At 64.9% G+C, this 21,647-nt stretch carries 25 protein-coding genes; 6 read left to right on the forward strand and 19 right to left on the reverse strand.

Annotation, left to right across the window (positions count from 1 at the left end):
• Positions 1-77: 77 nt before the first annotated feature.
• Genes AC6UUM_RS14140 through AC6UUM_RS14175 form a run of 8 tightly spaced genes read right to left on the reverse strand, consistent with a single transcriptional unit; the run spans position 78 to position 5,594 of the window.
• Positions 78-479: a DUF2948 family protein gene (locus AC6UUM_RS14140; protein ID WP_500802903.1), complete on the reverse strand. Its 402-nt coding sequence runs from the start codon at positions 477-479 to the stop codon at positions 78-80.
• Complete coding sequence (gene murA / locus AC6UUM_RS14145; RefSeq protein ID WP_500802904.1) at positions 472-1,755, reverse strand: UDP-N-acetylglucosamine 1-carboxyvinyltransferase; 1,284 nt, start codon at positions 1,753-1,755, stop codon at positions 472-474. The genes AC6UUM_RS14140 and murA overlap by 8 nt, the downstream gene beginning before the upstream one ends.
• 10 nt (positions 1,756-1,765) lie before the next feature.
• Positions 1,766-2,662 (reverse strand): EamA family transporter RarD, encoded by an 897-nt coding sequence (gene rarD, locus AC6UUM_RS14150; RefSeq protein ID WP_500802905.1) that lies wholly within the window; start codon positions 2,660-2,662, stop codon positions 1,766-1,768.
• Between the two features lie 42 nt (positions 2,663-2,704).
• Positions 2,705-3,136: a type II toxin-antitoxin system VapC family toxin gene (locus AC6UUM_RS14155; RefSeq protein WP_500802906.1), complete on the reverse strand. Its 432-nt coding sequence runs from the start codon at positions 3,134-3,136 to the stop codon at positions 2,705-2,707.
• A complete protein-coding gene (locus tag AC6UUM_RS14160; RefSeq protein WP_500802907.1) occupies positions 3,127-3,399 on the reverse strand; it encodes a type II toxin-antitoxin system Phd/YefM family antitoxin in 273 nt (90 codons plus the stop codon). The genes AC6UUM_RS14155 and AC6UUM_RS14160 overlap by 10 nt, the downstream gene beginning before the upstream one ends.
• Before the next feature lie 34 nt (positions 3,400-3,433).
• On the reverse strand, positions 3,434-3,988 hold the full coding sequence (gene dcd, locus AC6UUM_RS14165) for a dCTP deaminase (protein ID WP_500802908.1): 555 nt from the start codon (positions 3,986-3,988) through the stop codon (positions 3,434-3,436).
• On the reverse strand, positions 3,988-4,476 hold the full coding sequence (locus AC6UUM_RS14170) for a UPF0262 family protein (RefSeq protein WP_500802909.1): 489 nt from the start codon (positions 4,474-4,476) through the stop codon (positions 3,988-3,990). Before AC6UUM_RS14170 ends, dcd begins: the two co-directional genes overlap by 1 nt.
• Complete coding sequence (locus AC6UUM_RS14175) at positions 4,473-5,594, reverse strand: serine hydrolase domain-containing protein (RefSeq protein WP_500802910.1); 1,122 nt, start codon at positions 5,592-5,594, stop codon at positions 4,473-4,475. Before AC6UUM_RS14175 ends, AC6UUM_RS14170 begins: the two co-directional genes overlap by 4 nt.
• A 26-nt stretch (positions 5,595-5,620) precedes the next feature.
• On the opposite strand from AC6UUM_RS14175, the gene AC6UUM_RS14180 reads away from it, so the two are divergent.
• Positions 5,621-5,998, forward strand: coding sequence for a hypothetical protein (locus tag AC6UUM_RS14180; RefSeq protein ID WP_500802911.1), 378 nt, complete (start codon positions 5,621-5,623; stop codon positions 5,996-5,998).
• A 3-nt stretch (positions 5,999-6,001) separates the two neighbouring features.
• Here the strand turns inward: AC6UUM_RS14180 and AC6UUM_RS14185 are convergent, their stop codons facing one another.
• Positions 6,002-6,988 (reverse strand): magnesium transporter CorA family protein, encoded by a 987-nt coding sequence (locus tag AC6UUM_RS14185; RefSeq protein ID WP_500802912.1) that lies wholly within the window; start codon positions 6,986-6,988, stop codon positions 6,002-6,004.
• A gap of 55 nt (positions 6,989-7,043) precedes the next feature.
• Here AC6UUM_RS14185 and AC6UUM_RS14190 point away from each other — a divergent pair, with 55 nt between their 5' ends.
• Together AC6UUM_RS14190 and AC6UUM_RS14195 are read left to right on the forward strand one after the other, a co-directional pair.
• Positions 7,044-7,889: a cytochrome b/b6 domain-containing protein gene (locus AC6UUM_RS14190; protein ID WP_500802913.1), complete on the forward strand. Its 846-nt coding sequence runs from the start codon at positions 7,044-7,046 to the stop codon at positions 7,887-7,889.
• The gene (locus tag AC6UUM_RS14195) at positions 7,886-8,659 is read left to right on the forward strand and encodes a molybdopterin-dependent oxidoreductase (protein WP_500802914.1); all 774 of its coding nucleotides are present in this window, start codon (positions 7,886-7,888) and stop codon (positions 8,657-8,659) included. Before AC6UUM_RS14190 ends, AC6UUM_RS14195 begins: the two co-directional genes overlap by 4 nt.
• Before the next feature lie 60 nt (positions 8,660-8,719).
• Here AC6UUM_RS14195 and AC6UUM_RS14200 read toward each other — a convergent pair whose 3' ends face one another.
• Positions 8,720-9,583, reverse strand: coding sequence for a hypothetical protein (locus tag AC6UUM_RS14200; RefSeq protein WP_500802915.1), 864 nt, complete (start codon positions 9,581-9,583; stop codon positions 8,720-8,722).
• A gap of 504 nt (positions 9,584-10,087) precedes the next feature.
• On the opposite strand from AC6UUM_RS14200, the gene AC6UUM_RS14205 reads away from it, so the two are divergent.
• The gene (locus AC6UUM_RS14205; RefSeq protein WP_500802916.1) at positions 10,088-10,858 is read left to right on the forward strand and encodes a PEPxxWA-CTERM sorting domain-containing protein; all 771 of its coding nucleotides are present in this window, start codon (positions 10,088-10,090) and stop codon (positions 10,856-10,858) included.
• Between the two features lie 143 nt (positions 10,859-11,001).
• Here the strand turns inward: AC6UUM_RS14205 and AC6UUM_RS14210 are convergent, their stop codons facing one another.
• The 9 genes from AC6UUM_RS14210 to radA form a co-directional block, all read right to left on the reverse strand.
• Positions 11,002-12,072, reverse strand: a complete 1,071-nt coding sequence (locus tag AC6UUM_RS14210) for an Rv3169 family protein (protein ID WP_500802917.1) — start codon at positions 12,070-12,072, stop codon at positions 11,002-11,004.
• 4 nt (positions 12,073-12,076) lie between these two features.
• Positions 12,077-13,126 carry a phosphotransferase family protein gene (locus AC6UUM_RS14215; RefSeq protein ID WP_500802918.1) on the reverse strand — a complete coding sequence of 350 codons (1,050 nt, stop codon included), beginning with the start codon at positions 13,124-13,126 and terminating at the stop codon, positions 12,077-12,079.
• Between the two features lie 137 nt (positions 13,127-13,263).
• On the reverse strand, positions 13,264-15,054 hold the full coding sequence (locus tag AC6UUM_RS14220) for a monovalent cation:proton antiporter-2 (CPA2) family protein (protein WP_500802919.1): 1,791 nt from the start codon (positions 15,052-15,054) through the stop codon (positions 13,264-13,266).
• Positions 15,051-15,482 (reverse strand): iron-sulfur cluster assembly scaffold protein, encoded by a 432-nt coding sequence (locus AC6UUM_RS14225; RefSeq protein WP_500802920.1) that lies wholly within the window; start codon positions 15,480-15,482, stop codon positions 15,051-15,053. The genes AC6UUM_RS14220 and AC6UUM_RS14225 overlap by 4 nt, the downstream gene beginning before the upstream one ends.
• Before the next feature lie 10 nt (positions 15,483-15,492).
• A complete protein-coding gene (locus tag AC6UUM_RS14230) occupies positions 15,493-15,867 on the reverse strand; it encodes a DUF5615 family PIN-like protein (RefSeq protein ID WP_500802921.1) in 375 nt (124 codons plus the stop codon).
• Positions 15,868-15,875: 8 nt separating this feature from the next.
• Positions 15,876-16,109: a DUF433 domain-containing protein gene (locus tag AC6UUM_RS14235; RefSeq protein ID WP_500802922.1), complete on the reverse strand. Its 234-nt coding sequence runs from the start codon at positions 16,107-16,109 to the stop codon at positions 15,876-15,878.
• Between the two features lie 39 nt (positions 16,110-16,148).
• Positions 16,149-17,510, reverse strand: coding sequence for a cysteine--tRNA ligase (cysS, locus tag AC6UUM_RS14240; RefSeq protein ID WP_500802923.1), 1,362 nt, complete (start codon positions 17,508-17,510; stop codon positions 16,149-16,151).
• Positions 17,507-18,199, reverse strand: a complete 693-nt coding sequence (locus AC6UUM_RS14245; protein ID WP_500802924.1) for a CvpA family protein — start codon at positions 18,197-18,199, stop codon at positions 17,507-17,509. The genes cysS and AC6UUM_RS14245 overlap by 4 nt, the downstream gene beginning before the upstream one ends.
• Positions 18,200-18,238: 39 nt before the next feature.
• Complete coding sequence (gene radA, locus AC6UUM_RS14250) at positions 18,239-19,618, reverse strand: DNA repair protein RadA (protein WP_353199402.1); 1,380 nt, start codon at positions 19,616-19,618, stop codon at positions 18,239-18,241.
• A gap of 116 nt (positions 19,619-19,734) precedes the next feature.
• On the opposite strand from radA, the gene AC6UUM_RS14255 reads away from it, so the two are divergent.
• Together AC6UUM_RS14255 and AC6UUM_RS14260 are read left to right on the forward strand one after the other, a co-directional pair.
• A complete protein-coding gene (locus tag AC6UUM_RS14255; RefSeq protein ID WP_500802925.1) occupies positions 19,735-20,247 on the forward strand; it encodes a GNAT family N-acetyltransferase in 513 nt (170 codons plus the stop codon).
• A 42-nt stretch (positions 20,248-20,289) separates the two neighbouring features.
• Positions 20,290-21,537 (forward strand): M20/M25/M40 family metallo-hydrolase, encoded by a 1,248-nt coding sequence (locus AC6UUM_RS14260; RefSeq protein ID WP_500802926.1) that lies wholly within the window; start codon positions 20,290-20,292, stop codon positions 21,535-21,537.
• The last annotated feature ends 110 nt before the right edge of the window (positions 21,538-21,647 follow it).

The raw sequence follows: 21,647 nt of genomic DNA on the forward strand, positions 1-21,647 counted from the left end.
CGAGCCCCACCCCCAGTGTTTTGTCTTTGCTCTTTCTGCTCCCCTCCCGCTTGCGGGAGGGGCCGGGGGTGGGTCCTTTACCCGTGATCGGGCACCCGCGTGGTCGCCCACGGCTCGCCAATATCCTCCAGCACCAGATCGATCACTTCCACCCGGGCGCGGAGCGCAATGCCGGCGGCGCAGGTGATCACCAGCCAGTCGCCATCCTGCGCGAGGGAGAGGATCACCGTCACCGCCTCCGGATCGTCGGACCAGCCAGCGCGCTGCACCGCGCCAACGGTTTCGACGCGCAAGGCGCAGCGGATGCGGCTGGGCGCAGGCGATTCGCGGCGATAGCGGTTGACCAGGCACACCAGCCGCCGCGCCTTGCGATCAAGGCCGACATCGGCCAACCGCAGCGTCGCATCCTGCAACAGTGCCGAAAATGTCTCGATATCGCCGGGTTCCTGACCCAGCAACGCGAGGCGCGTCTCAGCCATCACCGATGCGCTCGATATCCGCGCCCACCGCCTGCAACTTCTCTTCCAGGCGCTCGTAACCGCGATCGAGGTGATAGACGCGCGCCACGGTGGTTTCGCCGTCCGCCGCCAGCCCGGCCAGCACCAGGCTCATCGAGGCGCGCAGATCGGTGGCCATTACCGGCGCACCGGTCAGCCGCGGCACGCCGCGCACCACGGCGCTGCGGCCGCGCACCGTGATGTCCGCCCCCATGCGCGCCAGTTCGGGCACGTGCATGAAGCGGTTTTCGAAAATGGTTTCGGTGAGCAGCGACGCGCCATCGGCCACCGCGAGCATCGCCATGAACTGCGCCTGCATATCGGTGGCAAAGCCGGGATAAGGCGCGGTCGAAACATTGATGCCGTGCATAGGGCCATCGCGGCGCACGATGATGCCGTCCTCGGTGGCCTGGGTGGTCACGCCGGCTTCGTGCAGCATGTCGATGGTCACGCCCAGATCATGCGCCGATGCGCCGACCAGTTCAATCTCGCCGCCGGTGATGGCGGCGGCGCAGGCATAGCTGCCGGCCTCGATGCGATCGGGCATCACCGCATAGGTGGCGCCGTGCAGTTCCTTCACGCCGGTGATGGTGAGCTTTTCGGTGCCGATGCCGGCGATCTTGGCGCCCATCGCCACCAGGCAGTTGCACAGATCGACAATTTCCGGTTCGCGCGCGACATTTTCCAGGATGGAAACGCCCTTGCACAACACGGCGGCCATCACGGCGTTTTCGGTCGCCCCCACCGACACCACGGGAAACACATAACGCCCACCGGGCAGGCCGCCCTTGGGCGCGGTGGCCTTCACATAGCCGGCGGCGAGCTCGATCTCGGCGCCGAGATGTTCGAGCGCCTTCAGGTGCAGATCGATCGGGCGGTTGCCGATGGCGCAGCCGCCCGGCAGTGACACGGTGGCAGTGCCGGCGCGCGCCAGCAACGGCCCCAGTACCAGGATCGAGGCGCGCATCTTGCGGACGATATCATAGGGCGCGACCGTGGAGGTGATGCGGTTGGCACGCACGGTCATCACCCGGCCGAATTCATCCGGGCTGGTGCCTTCGATGGTGGTCGAAAGCCCGTGATTGTTGAGCAGGTGGCCAAAGCTGTCGATATCGGCCAGCCGCGGCAGGTTGCGCAAGGTCAGCGGCTCGTCGGTGAGCAGCGCACACGGCATCAACGTGAGCGCGGCATTCTTGGCGCCGGAAATCTGGATGCGGCCTTGGAGGCGGCGGCCACCGCGGATGACGATCTGGTCCATATACGCTGTCTTAGCGCGCTGTTGTCGCAGGCGCCACTGGGCGTCTGAGCGAAACTGTGTACACCGCCAGCCCCGCCCAGATGCAGCAGAAGGCCGCCAGCCGCGCCGGATCGAGCACTTCGCCGAAGATCAGCACTGCCTCGACCAACACCATGGTGGGGGCCACATATTGCATGAGGCCGAGGGTGGACAGCGGCAGCCGCCGCGCCGCGATGCCGAACAGCAGCAGCGGCACCGCCGTCGCCAACCCGCCCAGCGCCAGGATGAGCAAGGTGGGGGCCGGCCAACCGGTGAAGCCCTGCGGCGTGCCGGCGATCCACAGGGCCGCAAACGGCGCCAGCATCAGGGTTTCCACGAACAGCCCGGTGGCAGCATCCACCGCCGCCTGCTTGCGGATCAGGCCATAGATGCCGAACGACAGCGCCAGCCCCAGGCTGACCATCGGCAGCGCGCCGCGCTCGATGGCGAGCACTGCCACCCCCAGCGCTGCCAGCGCCACCGCCACCCATTGCAGGCGGGACAATCGCTCCCCCAGCAGCGCAACCCCGAACAGCACCGAAACCAGCGGATTGATGAAATAGCCGAGCGACGTATCGATGACGTGCCCGGCCAGCACCGCCCAGGTGTAGACGAACCAGTTGATGGTGATGCACACCGCCGAAGCGAACAGCATCAGCAGCAGGCGCGGCTGGCGCAGCGCAGCAGCCACCTTGCCCCAGCCCCGCAGCCCGGAGATCAGCAGCACCACCACCAGCACCGACCAGATGATGCGATGCGCCAGCACATCCTGGGCCGGCACGCCCTGCAACAACCGCAGATAGAAGGGCAGCACGCCCCAGATCAGATAGGCACCCATGCCGGCGAAAAAGCCGATGCGGGCCTGCGAAGGGGCGGGAGTGGAGCTCACCGTCGCCGGTTAGCGGGGCGTTGGGGAAAAGCCCACCGAAATTCAACCCGGCATGAAGACAGACAGGCCGACGCCCTCTCCCGCCCGCGCCAGTGCCCGGTTTTGGGTCGCAAGAACAAACCCCTGACGCTGGCAAAGTGCGACATGAATTGCATCCGGCAACCGCAGGCCCAGCCCAAACTGGCGCACAAGTCGGTTGCCCGACCGAATATCGTCGTCCACAACATCACAGCGGATGGCGGCAACGTCACAAAACGCGTCGAAGTCAGCGAGAATATGGTGGGCGGCTGACTCTGTAATTTGTCGCATCCTTACCCGCCGCGCAATCGCAGAACTGACCTCTCCTGCTGCCAGGCTGCTGATGACTGGTATCGAATCCAGGGTCCCCAGCCACGCCATAATCAGTTCGGACGTAGGCTCAGGCCAAAGCGTGGGCACGATGACACTGGCGTCGAGATAAAGGCTCAGCGCCAATCTTCGTCCCGCATCTGACGGATCAGGTCGACGGAAGAAATGTCGGACGGCGGCATCGACTCCCGCAGTTGCCGCAATTTTTCGAGCGCCGCATCCCGCCGGGCAGGCCAGTCATCAGCAAGCACAGTTGACGCAGTTTCGGGCCCGACGATACGGGCCACGACCTGTCCATGGCTGGTAATCTCCACCGCTTCGCCAGTTCGCGCAGCGTTGAGGAGACGTGAGAACTGGTTTTTGGCTTGCACTACAGAATATCTGGCCATTTCGCCGTCCCTTCATGCCCAATATAGCCAGATTTCACAGCTTCGGCAATGTCACGCCCTTCTGCCCCATATATTTGCCGGCACGGTCGGCATAGCTGACCTCGCAGGGTTCATTGCCCTTCAGGAACAGGAACTGGCAGGCGCCTTCATTGGCATAGATGCGCGCCGGCAGCGGCGTGGTGTTGCTGAATTCCAGCGTGACATGGCCTTCCCAGCCGGGTTCCAGCGGGGTGACGTTCACGATAATGCCGCAGCGGGCATAGGTGCTCTTGCCCAGGCAGATCACCAGCACGTCGCGCGGGATGCGGAAATATTCCACCGTGCGGGCCAGGGCGAAACTGTTGGGCGGGATCACGCACACATCGGTTTTGCGATCGACAAAGCTGTTCGGGTTGAAATCCTTGGGGTCCACCACGGCGGAATCGACATTGGTGAAAATCTTGAATTCATCCGCCACCCGCGCGTCATAGCCATAGCTCGACAGGCCATAGGAGATGCAGCCGCCGCGCGTCTGCCGTTCCACGAACGGTTCGATCATGCCGGTGGCCAGGGCGGCTTCGCGAATCCAGCGGTCGGACAGAACGGACATCAGTGACCCTTTATGTGCAGCACGCAGATCAGGGTGAACAGCCGCCGCGCTGTATCGAAATCGACGATGGCGCGGGCCTCCAGCCGTTCCTTCAGCAGTTCGGCAGCATCGTTGTGGATGCCACGCCGCGCCATGTCGATGGTTTCGATCTGGCCGGGGCTGGATTGGCGGATGGCCTGGTAATAGCTGTCGCAGATGGCGAAATATTCGCGGATGGTGCGCCGGAACGGACTGAGCGCCACCTGGAAGGCATCGACCGGCCGGTCGAGCGTGTCGTTCACCGTCACGTCCAGCCGGCCATCCTCCACGCCGAGCAGCAATTTATAGGGGCCGTGGTGGCCGGCTTCGGCAGCGGCCACCGGCTTGAACTCATTGCCTTCCAGCAGATCGAAGATGGCGACGCGGCGTTCCTGTTCGATATCGGCATTGCGCCACAGGATCGTGCGTTCATCCAGCTTGATATCGATGCAGCGATAATCGGCCGTCATGGCGTCGTCGGCCCAGTGTTTGGCGAAAAGCCGTTCACCAGCCGCGCCAGACCATCGCGCACCGGTTGCAGCCCATCATCCTGCGTCTTGCCCAGCCGCACGATCACCAGCCGCCTGGATGGCACCATGATCACATATTGGCCGAGATGGCCGATGGCGGCAAAGGCATCCGCCGGGCCCTTCTGCCAGAACAGTGCATTGTCCTTGCCGCTGGATTGCTTGCGATTCAGCCAGAATTGCCCGCCATAGCCGCCGTTGCTGGGCGATGGGGTGGTCACGAACCGTACCCAATCGGGCCGCACCACCTGGGTGCCGGCCACGACGCCACCATCGAGATAAAGCTGCCCGAACGCCGCCCAATCGCGCGCCGTGGCATGGCAGAGTGATCCGCCATAAAGATTGCCCTGGGGATCAAATTCGCACAGCAGGCTGTTCATGCCGGCCGGAGCCGACAATCGCTGGCTGATGAAATCCCGCACCGCGCGGCGGCGTTCGGCGGGCGTCTTTGCCGCCGGTGCCACCGCATCGGCCACGATCCGCGCCAGGATATGCGTGGTCAGCGTGTTGTATTGAAAGCGTGTGCCCGGCGGCACTTCGGCTGGTTCGGCCACGGCCGCCTTGTAGATATCGCCCGAAAGATCGGCGAACAGCGCCCGATTGGTGTCCGCCAGCTCCGGCGCTGGCCCGGATTCCAAATGCTTCACGCCCGACGCCATGTGCAACAACTGCCGCAGGGTGATCTTCGCCCGCGCATCACCGCGCCATTCCGGCACCGGCGCCGGGGTATCGAGCTGCAACCGGCCATCAGCCACCAGAAAACCGATCAGCGTCGAGGTGATGGATTTGGCCATCGACCAGCTGATCAGCCGCGTGCCGGGGCCGATGCCGGTGCCATAGCGTTCATAGATGCGCTTGCCATCGCGCAGCACGATCAGCGCGCGGGTTTCGCCCAGCGACGGATCGGTGAAAAAGGCATCTGCCGCCGGCAGCGCCGACACCGGCTGTGCTGCGGGAATGGCCGCGGGCGCAGCGGCCGGCGCCTGCCCCGACATCTGAGCAGCCGCCGGCCCAGCCAGCAACAGGCTTGCGAGGGCGATCTGGATGCTGCACCGTGTCATCCCTACACGCTAGAGGCCCTGCCCCCATGCTGGCAAGTGACACGCTCGATCCATCTGCCCCCCCGCCTTCACAACCGCCTGCCCCAACCCGCCGGCGCTGGCTGATCTGGGCGCCGCTGCTGCTGTTGTGCGCGGCTGCGGGTGGCTGGCTGGGCCTGCGATATTCCACCACTGGCAAGCAGGCGCAGCTCGCCACCGGCTATATCGCCCATGTTGTCTGTGCCTGCCGTTATGTCGGCGGCCGCGACATGGCCAGTTGCGAGACCGACCGGGAACCCGGCACCGACATCGTGCAGGTGAGCGAAGACAGCGCGGCGCGCACCATCACCGCCAAGGTACCACTGCTGTCGAGCCGCACGGCGCGCTTCGATCCCGAATATGGCTGCTCGCTGGACGCGCCATAACCGTCACATCCAGCCGCGCCAACGGAAGATCAGATAAGGCAACACCGCCGAGGCGAGCATGATCAGCAACGCCAGCGGATAGCCCAAATGCCACTGCAATTCGGGCATGAAGGCAAAGTTCATGCCGTAAATACCCGCCACCAGCGTCGGCGGCATGAACACCACAGCCGCCACCGAAAATATCTTCAACACGACATTCTGCTCGATCGAGATCAGCCCCAGCGTGGCATCGAGCAGGAAGGTGAGATTGTTGCCGATGAAATTGGCCTGATCGGTCAGCGAGGCCAGATCGCGCAGCTGTGTCTTGATATGGGGCGCCAGGCTGGCATCCTTGGGCGCGGCAAACAACAGGAACGACAGCGCCCGGCTGAGCGACACCGCTGATTCGCGTGCCTTGTTCAAACTGTCCTGCGCGGCGCCCAGCCGGGTGAGCAGGGATTGCAGCACCAGATTCGATCGCCGCACCTGGCGTCCGCGGGCGCGCGGATCAGACCGGCGAAACGCCGCGCTGGAAATGGCATCCACCGCGCGGCCGATATGTTCAAAACCATCGGCCAACCGATCGACGATGGTATCGATCAAGGCCATCAGCGCCATCGCCGGCCCGGCGCATAATTCCGGGCTGCGCGTCGCCTGGGCGGCAAAATTATCAAAGCTGCGCACCGCGTGATACCGCACCGTCACCAGATGATGGCGGCCCAGCACGAAGCTGACCTGGCAGGTTTCCGGATTTTCGGCGAGGATGCCGGTGGCCAGCGTCACCGTCAGCACGATGGCACCATTGTCGATATAGAGCCGGCTGGAGGTTTCAATCTCCGCCATGTCATCAACCGTGGGGATATCGATGCCCAGTGCGGTTTCCAGCAACGCCTCTTCGGCCGGCGTGGGATTGTGCAGATCGATCCACACGGCATCGGCGGGCAAGGCCTCGCCATCGGCCAGTGTCCGGTTGCCGGTGGGCGAATAAATGCGCAACATGGCGTTCTTCATGGCGCAGGCCGCGATCGGATGTAACCCCTTGGCGATTTCCAACGAAAGACATTCCATGGCCAGCATCCCGTCCTCCCCCCCTGCCGCCACCGAACGCCGCGTGCTGCGCCACCATTGGCTGGTGCGGCTGACCCATTGGGGCAATGCGCTGGCAATCTTCTTCCTGTTGATGACGGGGATGAACATCTTCGGCGCCCACCCGCGCCTCTATTGGGGCAGCGGCGGATCGCTGGATCAGGTGGAGCGGCAATGGCTGGAAGTCGGCCAGGGCGGCATGATGAATGCGCCCAAGGGCTGGGTGGAGATCGGTGATCGCCGTTTCGACACCACCGGCGTGCTGGGCGTTTCAAAAAACGACAATCAATGGACCGTGGTGGCGTTTCCGCACTGGGCGACCTTCCCCTCAACGCGCAATCTGGCCACGGCGCGCAGCTGGCACTTTGCTGCCGCGTGGTTGCTGATCGTCAACGGCCTGTTCTGGCTGGGCTATGGCATCGTATCAGGCCGGCTGTGGCGCGAAATCCTGCCAAAGGCGCGCGAACTGGCGCCGGCGCATCTGTGGCACGACATCGTGCAGCATGTGAAACTCAACTTTCCCAAGGGCGAAGCCGCACTGCATTACGAAGTGCTGCAAAAACTCGCCTATGCCGGGGTGGCGCTCGTGCTGATCCCGGTGGTGATCCTTACCGGCATGGCGATGTCGCCGGGGCTGAATGCCGCCTTCCCGTTCCTGGATGCGCTGTGGGGCGGCCGGCAATCGGCGCGATCGGTGCATTTCATCGCGGCCAGCGGCATCGCCGGATTTTTGATCCTGCATCTGGTGCTGGTGGTGTTGGCCGGGCCGATCCGCGGCATCAGTGCGATGATCACCGGCCGCATGACCATCGGGGGTACGAAATGATCCTGCGTCGCCGCAACCTGCTCGCCGCCCTGCCTGCCGGGCTCCTGCTCTCCGGCTGTGATTCCCTGGCCAGCAACCCCACGCTGAAATCCATCGTCGGCGCCGGCGAGCAAGCCACCTATCGCTGGCAGCGTCTCGTCGGCCGCGATGGACTGGCCCGCGAATTCGCCGCGTCCGATATCTCCCCGGTCTTCAAGATGAACGGCACGAAGCGGCCGACCAATCCCGAATGGCAGGCGCTGGAAGCCGGCGGCTTTGCCGATTGGCGGCTGAAAGTAGGCGGGCTGGTGAACAAGGAATTGTCGCTCAGCCTTGCCGACCTCGCCCGCCTTCCGCAACGCACCCAGATCACCCGCCACGACTGCGTGGAAGGCTGGAGCGCCGTCGGCCAATGGACCGGCGTGCCGCTCGGCACCATCCTGAAATCCGCCGGCCTGCGCGACGGCGCCCGCTACATCGTGTTCCTGTGCGCCGATGATTATGGCGGCGAAGCCAGCAAGGGCGGCCTGCAATCATCGAGCCGCTATTATGAAAGCGTGGATCTCGTCGACGCCTTCCACCCGCAAACAATATTGGCCCACCACCTCAACAACCAGCCCCTCGACGCCGGCCACGGCGCCCCCATCCGCCTGCGGGTCGAACGCCAATTGGGGTATAAACAGGCCAAATATCTGATGCAGATCCTGGCCGTGGACAGCCTCACCCCGTTCGGCGGCGGCAAGGGCGGTTATTGGCCGGATCGTGGCTATGAATGGTACGCGGGGATTTAAGCCGTGAACGCATCAAATCCACCCTTCGTGACGGGAATATGAGTTCACGGCCTGGTCATTTCAGCGCGAAGCCGGGCCAATGGGCAACGATGTGCTGAGCTGGTCGAAGATGACGAGCTTGCGCGCTTGTGCGCGCGCATACGCATCGAAAAAGGCCTGCGATATCCAGATTGGCGACCATCCGCGTCGTCCGGTCCAGCCGAGCCCGCCTTGCTTTTCCGCCAAGGCGAGCGTCCGGCTTGTGTGCGCTCGCGACAGGCCGACCTCGTTCGCAAGGCCTGCGATACTGGTGATCGTGGTGAGGAGCCGATCTGGGGTGATCCGAACGTCGTCGACCACGGCACCAATCAGCCTGTCCATCAGATGTCCACCTGCGTCAATCGAGGCAAAGGTGGCATAGTGCGGTTCGGGTGCGCGGACGACCGAATCTGCCAACAGCCTATCGACGTACAGCGGGTGGAGATGAGCGAGCGCGCGTTCTGGATTCGCCATGAATGTTGCTGCTCGAACGCCCTGGTCAAGGCTGTCGATCGCCTGCAAATGAATATTGTAATAGGTGATGACAAGTGCAACCGAACTCGGCGATGGTTCGAACCAATCATTCACCGGCGCATCGACCACACGGATCAAATCATATTTCAACGTCTCGCTGTATATCGCGTTGAAGGTATTTCTGCTGCAGATCCGGTTCGCCAACGCCAGTTGGAGCAGTCCCTGGCGACTTGCACCGCCCTTTCCAGCGCCGACCGCGCGATAGTAAAAGGCGAGGGCAAGATTGCATAACAACCAGCGTTGTTGTGTGGCAAAATATGCCGCATCCCGAGGCGAAGCAGCGTGCATGTCTATGAAGCCGCGTGCCAGGAATTTGACCGCCGACGGGAAGTCCTTCGAACGGCTCAAGTTGATGACCGCACTGGAATCCATGGCGTTTCCCAAAAATGCCAACGCAAGCAGCGAACACTGCCGACGTGAATCGAGGTCGTGGTTGGCACTGGATTACCAGCAAAGAAACCGAACGTCCACGCAAATGGCCAGGACTCACAAACCCGACGTTCAGGCAAGTCTCCTCACGTTTCAACATCGGACACGTGTTCACATCGCCCCTCCCAAACTACCACTCTGGTTTTTCTATCGCGGCAGCCTGCGGCTGGTTACTTGCCAACTGGCGATCTGGGATCGACAGAAGGCGTCTCCGGCAGGTGGTGAAGCTGGGAATTGGCGTTGGTGGTATCCGACGATCGAACTGTCGGGCGACGGCGCTCAAACGCAACTTGGCTGGTCGAATGTCCGCAATCCATCCTTGCGGCCCGCGTTCGCGCGATCAGCAAGCGGGTCGTTTGTCAAAAATGGACGGAGACAATGGACAACATGACGCTAACTAAATGACCCACCGGGGACGTTGGCGCCTCGACAAGAAGGGATTGAGTCATGTGGAGAATGATTTTCTTGGCAGGTGGGTTGTTGGGTGCTGCGCCAGCGGCGGCCGTTGTTGTTGCAAGTTATTCTGGAACAGTCATCAGTGGCTTCGATACTGACGGGCTTTTCGGAGCTGTGAACGCAGATTTGACCGGCAAGGCTTTTGTTGTTGATTTTGCATTTGACAAAAATCTTGCTGCACAGCTGACTACCGATGCACGGGCGGAAATCGCGTATAATGTACTTGGCGGGCCTTCTCCGCTGCTTGGCCTGACAATAACGATCGGTGGAGTGCCGAAAACCCTGTCACATCTTGGCAGTACTGCCAGTTTTGTGACGGACATTGGAAGTTACTGGGATGCGCCATATGTGAGCCATTTTGCAAGTTTCAACTTCAACGACGGTACAAGGGATATGAACGGTGCCATCACCCTTGTTGGGGCTGGCGGGGCCATATCAGCGTTGCTTGATCAGAATGGTGAGGCGCCAATTCCAAACCTCTCTGGCGAGTTCTCGTACAATTTGGTGACACAATTCAATTTCGATACCGGCCTGAATGATGTCGTTGAGGGTGCAAGGATCGTTCTGGGGGGAGTTTTGGCGGCAAATTCTTTTGCCGAGGACCCATCGAGCAGTCAGGGAACCTATTCCGTAACCGGCGGCTTTACGCCACCGCCCGTCAATTCAGTCCCCGAACCGGCAAGCTGGGCCATGATGATTGCCGGCTTTGGCCTGGTGGGCGCAGCGGCGCGCCGCCGCCGATCCTTGCAGCACATGGCCTGAACGCAAAGACGCCGGCCGCCTGCGCGGCGCGGGCGATGAGGTGATCGTCGCTTCGCGCGCCGATGTGACCGGTCGCGGCAAAGTCGCGGGTGGCGGTTACCGGCCCGATCGCGCTCATCAGCGGTTCGCCGGGATCTGACGTCTCAGCTTGCGCCGGCCAGCCCTGACAGGCCCAGCGGCGCATAATCGCCGATGGCCAGTTGCTCGAACACGCCCAGGCCGCTCTCGCCATCCGGCCCGTGCACGCGGCACAGCATCTGCACATGCAGATTGTCGGGCCGTGCCGGATCGGTGCCGGCCAGGTCGATCGCCTCGCGCTCCACCGCCAGCGCGCCATGATCGAGGCCGTGGCCCCAGCGCGGCGAGGTATAGCCAAGGCCCCGCATCTGGAAGCGTCTGATCGGTTCCAGCCGGAAAACGTCCCCGCCGATGGTGAGCACACTGGGCGCCGGCCAGCGCGTGCCGGGTGCGAGCCCGGTTTCCATGCGCGGTTCGTGATGCTCGATGAAGCCATCCGCGCCGCAGCCATCGGGCGCGACGACAGCACGGCTATTCCACGCCCGGCCATCGGCATGGGCGTTCAGGTGAAAGAACAGGCTGCGCCGCGGCATGTTGATCGGCGTCCACTGCCAGAAGAATTGCGGCACGCCCCCGGCGAACTGCGCGTCGGGCGCGCCGATCGGGCGCACGCCCCAGCTGCGATCGCGGGTGCCCATGCTGCCGGCCGCCAGCGGCGCCCGCGCACCATCGATCGCGATCCAGCCTTCGTAATGGCCATTCTGGGTGAGGCGGGTGTAATCCATGATCGTGCGCGGGCCCACGCGCCAGGTGAAGCGCGGCTCGGCGATCGGAAAGGACCGACCGGTAAAGACGATGTCGGCCGCCATGCCTTCGCCATCGACGATCACGCGCAGGCGTTTCAGCGGTTCGACCACTTCGATCCGGATCGGCCCACAGCTCAGGTCCATCCGCTCCATCCCCAGCTTGCGGCTGGCGTGCAGGCAATGCTGCACCCCATCCTTGACCACGCAGAAATGCGCGTCTGCCACATCCAGATGGGGATAGATGCCGAAGGCGACCGCAAAGAAACCGCTGCCGTCGGGCGCATAGCCGTTGAAAAAATAGCGGTCATAGAAGTTGCGGTCCGTGCCCGAGAAGGCGACCGGATCGGGGGTCTGGTGGATCGGATAATCGTCACCGCGGCTCAGTGCCATCACATCAACCCTTCTTCATCAGCGCGATGCTGCCATGTTCCAGGCACAGTGCGCAGGCGCCGCGCGCCATGGACAGGAAATTGGCATCGCCGCGATCGGTGCGCACGACGAAGGCGCTGCTGAACACGGCAGTGGACACCCCATGCAGGGCGCCCAGCACATAATCGTCCCAGATCGCGTCGATGCCCAGCGGCACGCCGCGCGCGGTCATATGCGCACAATAAAGCGCCAACAGATCGCGTTCATGGGCCCGGCGCAAGCGGTCGCCGATCCCGCAGCCCAGAAAATAGGCAACATCCGTCAAGCCGGTGCCGATCGCCAGCGTCTGCCAATCGAGCACGGCGACCGCTTCGGCGCCGCCCTGGATATCGAACATCATGTTGTCGAGCCGGAAATCGCCATGGACCAGACTGGTTCTGGGCGGCACCCGCTCGCTCGTGGCCATGATCTCGGCCAGTTCCTCGCACAAAATCATATATTCGGGTTCGAGCAGGTCGCGATAGCGTTCGCGAAACACCGCCTGCGCCTTGGGGTAAAGCGCCCTGACCTGCGCAGCCGCGTCGGGATCGGGCTGCAGCCAGGCGAGATCGAGGATGGCCGGATTGTGCCAACTCGGCGCGTGCAGGCAGGCCGCCTGTTCCACCACCGCCCGGGCATCGGCCAACGAACAGCCGGCAATCTGGTTGCCGCCGCGCGCCGGCCCCAGATCTTGGAACAGCAGGAAAAAGCGTGTCTCGTCCGCAGCGATTTGGCTGAACAGGGGTTTGGGCGTGCGGATCGGCAGCTGTGCCGCCAGTTCCTGGTAGAAGCGCACTTCGCGGGCATAAAGGCCGAGCATGGCGGCCGTGCCGCGGCTGGTTGGATCGGCAGCAGCAAATTTGCCGGCCAGCGTGGTCGGCCCGCAGCCATCGGCAAAATCGAGGGTGAAGCGCACGCTGTCACCGACCTGGCCGGTGCCGATTTTCTCCCACCGCCAGCGTTCCGGCGCCCGGCCCAGGATCGCGGCCCACCAATCCGGTGTGATCTCGTCTGGATGCGCCGGAAACCCGATCATCTTGCCGTCTCCCCGGCCAGCGATAGGCAGCGCCGCGGATGGCGGCAATGGCCTTTGCGGGCGCCGGCGCCGATCACTGCCACAAGCATCAGGGGCAATGGCAGCGGCATGGCAACCATCGGGAGGAGCAGCGCCGTTCAGGCCGGCGGGATTTCGCCCAAGGCGGCCGGATCGAGATCAATCTGTTCGCGGATGATGCTGTCTGCGCCCGACATCATGTCGCCGCTGATCACCTGCAGATCGAGCCGTTCGGCATCGCGGCGGCGATATTCGGCTTCGATGGTGTCGATCTGCGTGGCCGGCGTGCCGAGCACCTCCAGCACGTCGCGGCCCATGATGACGGCGCTTTCCAGCGTCTCGCGGGTCACATGCTCCACGCCGGCCTGGCGCAGGGCGATGGTGTGCATGCGATCAAAGGCGCGCGCGATGATCGGCAGCTCCGGCCATTCGGCGCGGATCGGTTCCAGCACTTGTTTCGGGTCCCAAGCGCCATCCATGGCGAACACCAGCGCACTGGCCCGTTCGATGCCGGCGGTGCGCAAGATATCCAGCCGCGTGCCATCGCCCCAAAACACCTTGTTGCCAAAGCGGCTCGACACATCGATCAGTTCGGCATCCAGATCGATGGCGGTGATCTCCACGCCGCGCGCGCGCAGCATCTGGGCGATCACCTGCCCGACCCGGCCGCTGCCGACCAGCACGACATGGCCGGCATGCTGGTCGCCGCTGGCCGATTCGGGGCCGTCGCGGCTGCCCGGATCGGCACTGGCTTCAAGATATTTGCCAGCCAGCCGGAACAGCAGCGGCGTGAACGCCATCGACAGCGTGACCACGGCGCCGAACAATTGCGCTGCCGAATGGCTGATCAGCAGGCCGCGTTCGGCTTCGGCAAACAGCACGAAGCCGAATTCACCGCCCTGCGCCAGCAACAGCCCCATCTTGATGGCCTGGCGCCATCCGGTGCCGAAACTGCGCGCCAGCCCGGCGATCACCGCCGTCTTCACCGCCAGCACGCCCACCACCAGCGCCAGGATCATGCCCCAGTTGGCCGCCACCACCGCCAGATCGAGGCTCATGCCGATGGCGATGAAGAACAGACCGAGCATAAGGCCGCGGAAGGGCTCGATATCGGCCTCCAGCGCATGGCGATACGGCAATTCAGCCAGCATGACGCCGGCGACGAAGGCCCCCAGCGCCATCGACAGGCCAAAACTGGCCATCAGCAGCGCGCTGCCCAATACGCTGAGCAGGGCGGCGGCGACGAAGGCCTCGCGCGCGCCGAGCGTGCCAATGATGCGGAACAGCCGCGGCAACACCCAGCGCCCCACCGCCACCAGAAACGCCAGCGCGCCCAGGGTTTTGGCCGCAACCAGCCAGCCCGGTTCGGGATCGATGCGCGGCGCCCGCGACAGGGCGGCGACGATGGTGAGCAGCGGGACGATGGCCAGATCCTGGAACAGCAGCATGGCAAAGCTGCGCTCCCCGAAGGGCGTGGCCGCCAACTGGCGTTCGTTGAGCAGCTGCATGACCAGTGCGGTGGACGACAGGCCCAGCGGCAGGCCGACAACCAGCGCGGCTTCCCACGTCAGGCTGGTGGTCGCCAGCAGCAGCGCGGTGAGGCCAACGCCACAGAGCAGCACCTGGGCCAGGCCCAGCCCGAAAATATCACTGCGCAGCGCCCACAGCCGGGCGAGTTGCAGTTCCAGCCCGATCACGAACAGCAGCAGCACGATGCCAAATTCGGCAAAATGCAATGTCTGTTCGGCATTGCCCACCAGGCCGAGCAGCGACGGCCCGATCAGGATGCCGGCCGCCAGATAGCCCAGCACGGCGCCAAGCCGGAAGCGGATGAACAGCGGCACCAGCAGCACCGACGCCGCCAGATAGACGACGACATCGCGCAGCAGATTGGGCCCGGCCTCGGTCATGCCGCCGCCTTGCCCGCTGCGGCCAGCGCCGCCAGCACGGCATCCAGCGGCAACAGGATGGAGGGGTGGCGGGCGCGGTGGGCCCGCGCCGGGGCGAACATCTGCCAGCCATCGGGGGCTGCATCGGCGCGCTGGGCCAAGAAATCGGCAAGGCCAGCGCGAATCGCCGCCAGGTGCGCAGCGTCCGCCCCCGGCGCCACTGCCGCCACCACCGCGGCGGAGGCCTGGCCCAGCGTGCAGGCCCGGCTGGCATCCAGGCCCAGGGTGCCGACATGCCCCTGCCGATCCAGCGTGACATCGGCCACGATCTTGCTGCCGCACACCGGCGACACGCGGGTGGCGCTGCCATCGGCCACCGGCAACCGGCACGCGGCTTCGCCCGCCAGCTTCAGGCGCAGGATCGCAGCGGAATAGAGCGTGTCGGCCATGGACCCCACTCTAATCGTTGCCGAGCGGATCGGGATAGCGGCGAAATCGCACCGTGCCATCGCGGTCGACTTCAACCAGTTCGCCGGTGATGTCGCTGCCGGCGGCGATGATGGCATCCAGCGCGGCGGCGAACAGACGGAGCTGGTCGGGCTTGCGCGCCGATGGCAGGATCACCAGCAGGCCGGCGTGCACATCCACCCCGCGGTACAGCCGCAGGAAATCGCGGCCGTTGTTGGTGACGAAGGTGAAATCGCCGCCAATGATCTGGGCGGAGAGCATCCGATCGGAGGTGCCGGCCAGGCCGAGGTGAATGACCGGCATGGCTTCGAAACCGCGCAGGCGCGCTTCGGTCGCCAGTTCGGGCGACAAGCATTCGTCGATCAAAAAGCGGATCAGATGAGGCCCTGGCCCACCGCCCAACGGCGGACGGCATCGATCCCGCCAAGCGGCAGACTCGGGTAATCGGTGTAGATCTCGCGGTCCTCAGCGCCCTCTCTCAGGTAGATCAGGATCGTTTCAGCCGGAATGCGCGTGCCGTGGATCACCGGCCAACCGCCCAGGATTTCGGGATCGGATACGACCTCGACAAAGCGCGGCGGAGGCGGGGCAGAGAGCTTGGTGGCCATGGCCGTGCCTTTAGCAGAAATGGCCGGCATTTGCACCCGTCAGCCCCGCCGCCAGGTCGTCCCGCCGGCGCTGTCTTCCAGGGCGACGCCTTCGGCTGCCAGGGCGTCACGCAACCGATCCGATTCGGCCCAGTCGCGGGCCTGGCGCGCCGCCGTGCGCTGCGCCACCAGTGCATCGATCCTTGCCGCGTCGGGATCGGCATGGCCTTTCGCCTCGGCCGCGCTGCGGCTGCGTTCAGGGGCCAGGCCGGGCAGGCCCAAAAAGGCCAACGCCCCCAACAGCGCCTCACGATCCTGTTCCACGCTTGCAATCGCTGCCAGCGCCGCGGGCGTGTTGAGATCATCGGACAGCGCCTCGATCAGCGCCGGCGGCGGCGGCGGGCGCACCCCGCGCGGCACATCCCCCAGGCGGCGCAGCCATTTGTCGAGCCGGCCGCGCATCTGGCCAAGCAGCGCCTCATCCCACAGCAAAGGCTGGCGATAATGCGCGCTGAGCAGCGCCAGGCGCAGCTCGTCACCCGACCAGCCGGCCGCCGTCAGCTCGCCCACGCTCTGCACATTGCCGAGCGATTTCGACATCTTCTCACCGCCGCCGAAATTCAGGAAGCCATTGTGCATCCAGATATTGGCCAGCGGAGCGCCATCATGGGCGCAGGCGCTTTGCGCGCATTCATTCTCGTGGTGCGGGAAGGTCAGATCGATGCCGCCACCATGGATGTCGATGGTCGTCCCCAGGCTTTCGGCGATCATCGCCGAGCATTCGATGTGCCAGCCGGGGCGCCCGCGGCCCCAGGGGCTGGGCCAGCCGGCTTGGTCCTTGTTTGACGGCTTCCACAGCACGAAATCGGCCGCATTGCGCTTGTAGGGCGCCACTTCGACGCGGGCGCCGGCGATCATCTCCTCCAGCGGGCGGCGCGACAGGCGGCCATAATCGGCATGGCTCGCCACATCGAACAGCACATGGCCTTCAGCAGCATAGGCATGGCCCTTGGCCACCAGCACCTCGATCATCGCCACCATCGCCGGGATGCTGCTGGTGGCGTGCGGATGCAGATCGGGGCGTTCCACCCCCAGCGTGGCGGCATCTTCCAGATACAGCGCCTCATAACGCTGGGTGATCACATCGATGCTGACGCCTTCGGCGCGTGCCTTGTCCATGATCTTGTCGTCGATGTCGGTGATGTTGCGGGCATAGACCAATTTGTCGGGGCCATAGCGGTGGCGCAGCAGCCGTTGCAGCACGTCGAACACCACGGCCGGGCGGAAATTGCCGATATGCGCGCGGCCATAGACGGTCGGGCCGCAGACATAGAGCGTGACCCGATCCGGATCGATCGGCACGAAATCCTGCTTGGCGCGGATGGCGGTGTTGTAGAGGCGCAGGGTCAATCGGGGGCTCATATGGCGGTGGATGGCGTGGTTTTCTCTTGCCGGTCAAGCAGGCTGTCGAGCGAACGGCGATCAGCGGGGGCATAGCCGGGTTCCGCATCGGGTTTGCCATCAGGGCCGAACCCCGGCAGGCCGGCGTGCGGCCCGGATTGCAAATTGTCGCTGCCTTCAGGGTCGATCGGCTCTTGCTGCTGCCGCCACGCATCGCCGACATAACCGACCATGGCATTGGCCACCAGCGCCAGTGTCGGCGCCGTGCGCGCCTTGGCCAGCCACACCGGGCGATCCGCTTCGCCGGGCAGGATCGTCAGCGCCAGGGTGAGCAGCAGGAAGGCCAGGCTGGCCACCAGAAACCCCTTCACCAGGCCAAAGCCCAGCCCCAGCAGGCGATCGAACGGGCCGATCAGGCTGCCCTTTGCGCTGCTCGACAGGAAGCTGCCGAGCAATTTCACTAGCAGCAGCGCCAGCAGGAACGGCCCCAGCACGGCCGTCAGCGTGCCGAGGATCTCGCTGCCGCTGGCCTCCACGAACACCGCGCGCGCCGGCGCATAGACCAAGCGCACCGCCACGAAACCCGCCACCCATGCCGCCAGGCTGGCGACTTCGGCAATGAAGCCGCGCATCAGGCCAAAGGCCGCGGTGGTGCCGACAATCAGCACCACGAGCCAATCAAATCCAGTGAGGGCGGACAATGTCTCCATGCCCAAGTGCCTTACCCGAATGACACGGCCACGCAAATGTCATTGCGGGCGACCGAGGTGATCGACCAGCGCATTCAGCGTGGCGAATCCGCCCACCTGCATGGTGCCGGCGCCGCCGGTGCCGGCCGGCACGAACGCCCGGCCAAAGCCCAGCTTGGCCGCTTCCTTCAACCGCAACGACGCCAGCCCTGCGGGACGCAATTCGCCGGACAGCGCCACTTCGCCGAACGCCACCGCATCCACCGGCAGCGGCCGATCGGTGAGCGCCGACACCAGCGCGCATGCCACCGCCAGATCGGCGGCGGGATCGGCAATGCGCAGGCCGCCGGCGACATTGAGATAGACTTCGTGGCCGCCGAACGCCAGGCCGCAGCGCGCCTCCAGCACCGCCAGCAGCATCGCCAGTCGGCCCGAATCCCAACCGACCACCGCCCGGCGCGGCGTGGCGCCCGTTGGCACCCGCACCACCAGCGCCTGGATTTCGCACAGCACCGGCCGCGTGCCTTCCAGCCCGGCAAACACCACGGCGCCGGTCACGCTGTCCTGGCCTTCGCGCGCGGTCAGGAACAGGCTCGATGGGTTGGCGACTTCCTCCAGGCCATCGGCGCCCATGGCGAACACGCCGATCTCGTCGGTGCCGCCAAAGCGATTCTTGACGGCGCGCAGGATGCGATACTGGTGGCTGCGCTCGCCTTCGAAATAGAGCACGGTATCGACCATATGTTCGAGCACGCGCGGGCCGGCCAACTGCCCGTCCTTCGTCACATGGCCGACCAGGATCAGCGCCGTGCCCGACAATTTGGCATAGCGGATCAGTTCCTGCGCCGATGCCCGCACCTGGCTCACCGTACCCGGCGCGCCTTCCAGCGTGTCGCTGTGCATGGTCTGGATGGAATCAATCACCAGCATGCCCGGCGGCTGCGGCAGCGCGGTGAGCGTGGTCAGGATATCGCGCACATTGGTTTCGGCCGCCAGCGCCACATCGGCCTTGGCCAGCCCCAGCCGGCGCGCGCGCAGCCGCACCTGATCGGCGGCTTCCTCGCCCGACACATAGGCCACGGCGGTACCGCCCCGCGCCATCCGCCCGGCCGCCTGCAACAGCAACGTCGATTTGCCGATGCCGGGATCACCGCCGATCAACGTGACGCTGCCCGCCACCAGCCCGCCGCCCAGCGCGCGATCAAGTTCGGTGATGCCGGTGGACAGCCGCGCCGGCAGCGCCACATCGTCGGCCAGGCTTTCCAGCGCGATGCGCCGGCCACCGGCCTGCAAGGATTGTTTGGCGGCAAAGGGCGTGAACACCGGTGCGGCTTCTTCGGCCAGCGTGTTCCATTCCTTGCAATCGCCGCACTGCCCCGCCCAGCGCGATGACACCGCGCCGCACGCCTGGCAGACATAACGGGATTTGCCTTTGGCCATGACACCTCAAATATAGAACATAGACGGAACAATAAGCACAGGCCAGCGCCACCGCAAGAGGTTTGGCCGGCCGGTGCCATGTTTGCATGCCAGGCAGGGCAAGCTAAAGCGCCGCCATGCACATCCGCCCCGCCACGCCGGCCGATCGCGCCGCCATCGCTGCCATCATCCTGCCGGCCATCCGCGCCGGCACCACCCTGACGCAGGACCCGGCCATGTCGGAGGCCGACGCGCTCGCCTATTGGCTGGCGCCGGACAAGACGACCTTCGTGGCCGAGGACGGGGGCGGGGGCGAGGGCGGGGGCGGGGGCGGGGGCGAAATCCTGGGGACCTATTATATCCGCCCCAACCAGACCGGCGGCGGCCGCCATGTCTGCAATTGCGGCTATGTTACCGCTGCGGCCGCGGCCGGGCGAGGCGTGGCGCGGCGCATGTGTGCCCATTCGCTGGATCAGGGCCGGGCCCAGGGCTATCGCGCCATGCAGTTCAACTTCGTGGTGAGCACCAACGAACCGGCTGTGCATCTGTGGCAAGCGATGGGCTTTGCCATTGTCGGCCGCCTGCCCGGCGCCTTTGCCCATCCGCAGGCCGGCGATGTCGATGCCTATGTGATGTATCAGAGGCTCTGACCGGCTGTTGCATTGCGGCGCTTCGCCATGCCAGATGTGATCATGAAAAACCGCATCGCCCTGTCGCTCCTGCTGGCCGCCACCCTTGCCGCGCCGGCCATCGCCCAGCCCGCCGCTATGGCCGCCGCCCATGCCAAGCTGGCGGCCGATTATGACACCATGATCGCCGAACTGATCGAGCTCACCGAAATCCCGGCGCCGCCGTTCAAGGAGACTGTGCGCGGCGCGCGCATGGCGGAGAAATTCAAGACGCTGGGCCTGTCCGACGTGCATGTCGATGCGGTCGGCAATGTAATCGGCATCCGCCCCGGCAGGGATCGCACCGCCAAGGCGCTGATGGTCGCTGCGCATCTGGATACGGTGTTCCCGGAAGGCACCAACACCAAGGTGCGCCGCGAAGGCGACACGCTGCATGCGCCGGGCATTGGCGACACCACCGTCACGCTGGCCGCGCTGCTGGCGTTCGTGCGCGCCATGGACACGGCCAAGCTGCAGACACCGCGCGACATCATCTTCGTGGCCAATGTGGGGGAGGAAGGCCAGGGCGATCTGCGCGGTGTGCGCCACCTGTTTTCCGCCAGCCCGCTGAAACCGCGCATCGGCGATTTCATCAGCTTCGATGGTAGCACGGTGGGCCGCATCACCAATGCCGGCGTCGGCTCGCGGCGCTATCGCGTCGCCTTCAAGGGGCCGGGCGGACACAGCTATGGCGCATTCGGCATCGTCAACCCGATGGTGGCGATGGCTGGCACGGTCAGCGGCCTCTACAAGATCGTGCCGCCCACCGATGTGAAGACCACCTATTCAGCCTCCACCGTCACTGGCGGCACGTCAGTCAACTCGATTCCGAACGAGATCACCATGGAGTTCGACATGCGCTCCGCCTCGCCGGCCAATCTGAAGGCGGTGGAAACACAGTTCCTGAAACTGATCGCCGACAATGTCGCCGCCGAAAACGCCGCGCGCGACACGCGCTATGGCAAGATCAGCGCGGTGCCCGAACTGATCGGCGACCGCCCCGCCGGCACCACGCCCGCCAATGACCCCCTGATCACCACCGCCGCCCGCATCCTGACCGCCGGCGGCTACAGCAGCGAGCTGGGCGCCAGTTCCACCGACAGCAACATCCCGATCAGCCTGGGCATCCCGGCCATCACGCTTTCGGCCGGTGGCGGCGGCTTTCGCGCCCATGCGCTCGATGAATATGTGAATGTCGAACGCGGCGCCTTCGTGAAGGGCATCACCACCGCGTTCGACATCGTGGTAGCGGCAACCAGCATCAAGCGCTGAGCCTGCTTCACCTCTCCTCCAAGGGGAGCGCTGATCGGGGCGTAACCATCCCTTTGCCTTGCCCGAAAAGCCTGCACTTGCCGGCTGTTCCCTGCCCGCTAAGCTGGCCA

The sequence above is a fragment of the Sandarakinorhabdus sp. genome, assembly GCF_987265915.1.

Excerpts from the sequence above, each read along its gene's own strand:
- AC6UUM_RS14140 (WP_500802903.1), bottom strand. The coding sequence starts at position 479 with ATGGCTGAGACGCGCCTCGCGTTGCTGGGTCAGGAACCCGGCGATATC.
- murA (WP_500802904.1), bottom strand. The coding sequence starts at position 1,755 with ATGGACCAGATCGTCATCCGCGGTGGCCGCCGCCTCCAAGGCCGCATC.
- AC6UUM_RS14160 (WP_500802907.1), bottom strand. The coding sequence starts at position 3,399 with ATGGCCAGATATTCTGTAGTGCAAGCCAAAAACCAGTTCTCACGTCTC.
- dcd (WP_500802908.1), bottom strand. The coding sequence starts at position 3,988 with ATGTCCGTTCTGTCCGACCGCTGGATTCGCGAAGCCGCCCTGGCCACC.
- AC6UUM_RS14170 (WP_500802909.1), bottom strand. The coding sequence starts at position 4,476 with ATGACGGCCGATTATCGCTGCATCGATATCAAGCTGGATGAACGCACG.
- AC6UUM_RS14175 (WP_500802910.1), bottom strand. The coding sequence starts at position 5,594 with ATGACACGGTGCAGCATCCAGATCGCCCTCGCAAGCCTGTTGCTGGCT.
- AC6UUM_RS14180 (WP_500802911.1), top strand. The coding sequence starts at position 5,621 with ATGCTGGCAAGTGACACGCTCGATCCATCTGCCCCCCCGCCTTCACAA.
- AC6UUM_RS14185 (WP_500802912.1), bottom strand. The coding sequence starts at position 6,988 with ATGAAGAACGCCATGTTGCGCATTTATTCGCCCACCGGCAACCGGACA.
- AC6UUM_RS14190 (WP_500802913.1), top strand. The coding sequence starts at position 7,044 with ATGGCCAGCATCCCGTCCTCCCCCCCTGCCGCCACCGAACGCCGCGTG.
- AC6UUM_RS14195 (WP_500802914.1), top strand. The coding sequence starts at position 7,886 with ATGATCCTGCGTCGCCGCAACCTGCTCGCCGCCCTGCCTGCCGGGCTC.
- AC6UUM_RS14200 (WP_500802915.1), bottom strand. The coding sequence starts at position 9,583 with ATGGATTCCAGTGCGGTCATCAACTTGAGCCGTTCGAAGGACTTCCCG.
- AC6UUM_RS14205 (WP_500802916.1), top strand. The coding sequence starts at position 10,088 with ATGTGGAGAATGATTTTCTTGGCAGGTGGGTTGTTGGGTGCTGCGCCA.
- AC6UUM_RS14210 (WP_500802917.1), bottom strand. The coding sequence starts at position 12,072 with ATGGCACTGAGCCGCGGTGACGATTATCCGATCCACCAGACCCCCGAT.
- AC6UUM_RS14215 (WP_500802918.1), bottom strand. The coding sequence starts at position 13,126 with ATGATCGGGTTTCCGGCGCATCCAGACGAGATCACACCGGATTGGTGG.
- AC6UUM_RS14220 (WP_500802919.1), bottom strand. The coding sequence starts at position 15,054 with ATGACCGAGGCCGGGCCCAATCTGCTGCGCGATGTCGTCGTCTATCTG.
- AC6UUM_RS14225 (WP_500802920.1), bottom strand. The coding sequence starts at position 15,482 with ATGGCCGACACGCTCTATTCCGCTGCGATCCTGCGCCTGAAGCTGGCG.
- AC6UUM_RS14235 (WP_500802922.1), bottom strand. The coding sequence starts at position 16,109 with ATGGCCACCAAGCTCTCTGCCCCGCCTCCGCCGCGCTTTGTCGAGGTC.
- cysS (WP_500802923.1), bottom strand. The coding sequence starts at position 17,510 with ATGAGCCCCCGATTGACCCTGCGCCTCTACAACACCGCCATCCGCGCC.
- AC6UUM_RS14245 (WP_500802924.1), bottom strand. The coding sequence starts at position 18,199 with ATGGAGACATTGTCCGCCCTCACTGGATTTGATTGGCTCGTGGTGCTG.
- radA (WP_353199402.1), bottom strand. The coding sequence starts at position 19,618 with ATGGCCAAAGGCAAATCCCGTTATGTCTGCCAGGCGTGCGGCGCGGTG.
- AC6UUM_RS14255 (WP_500802925.1), top strand. The coding sequence starts at position 19,735 with ATGCACATCCGCCCCGCCACGCCGGCCGATCGCGCCGCCATCGCTGCC.
- AC6UUM_RS14260 (WP_500802926.1), top strand. The coding sequence starts at position 20,290 with ATGAAAAACCGCATCGCCCTGTCGCTCCTGCTGGCCGCCACCCTTGCC.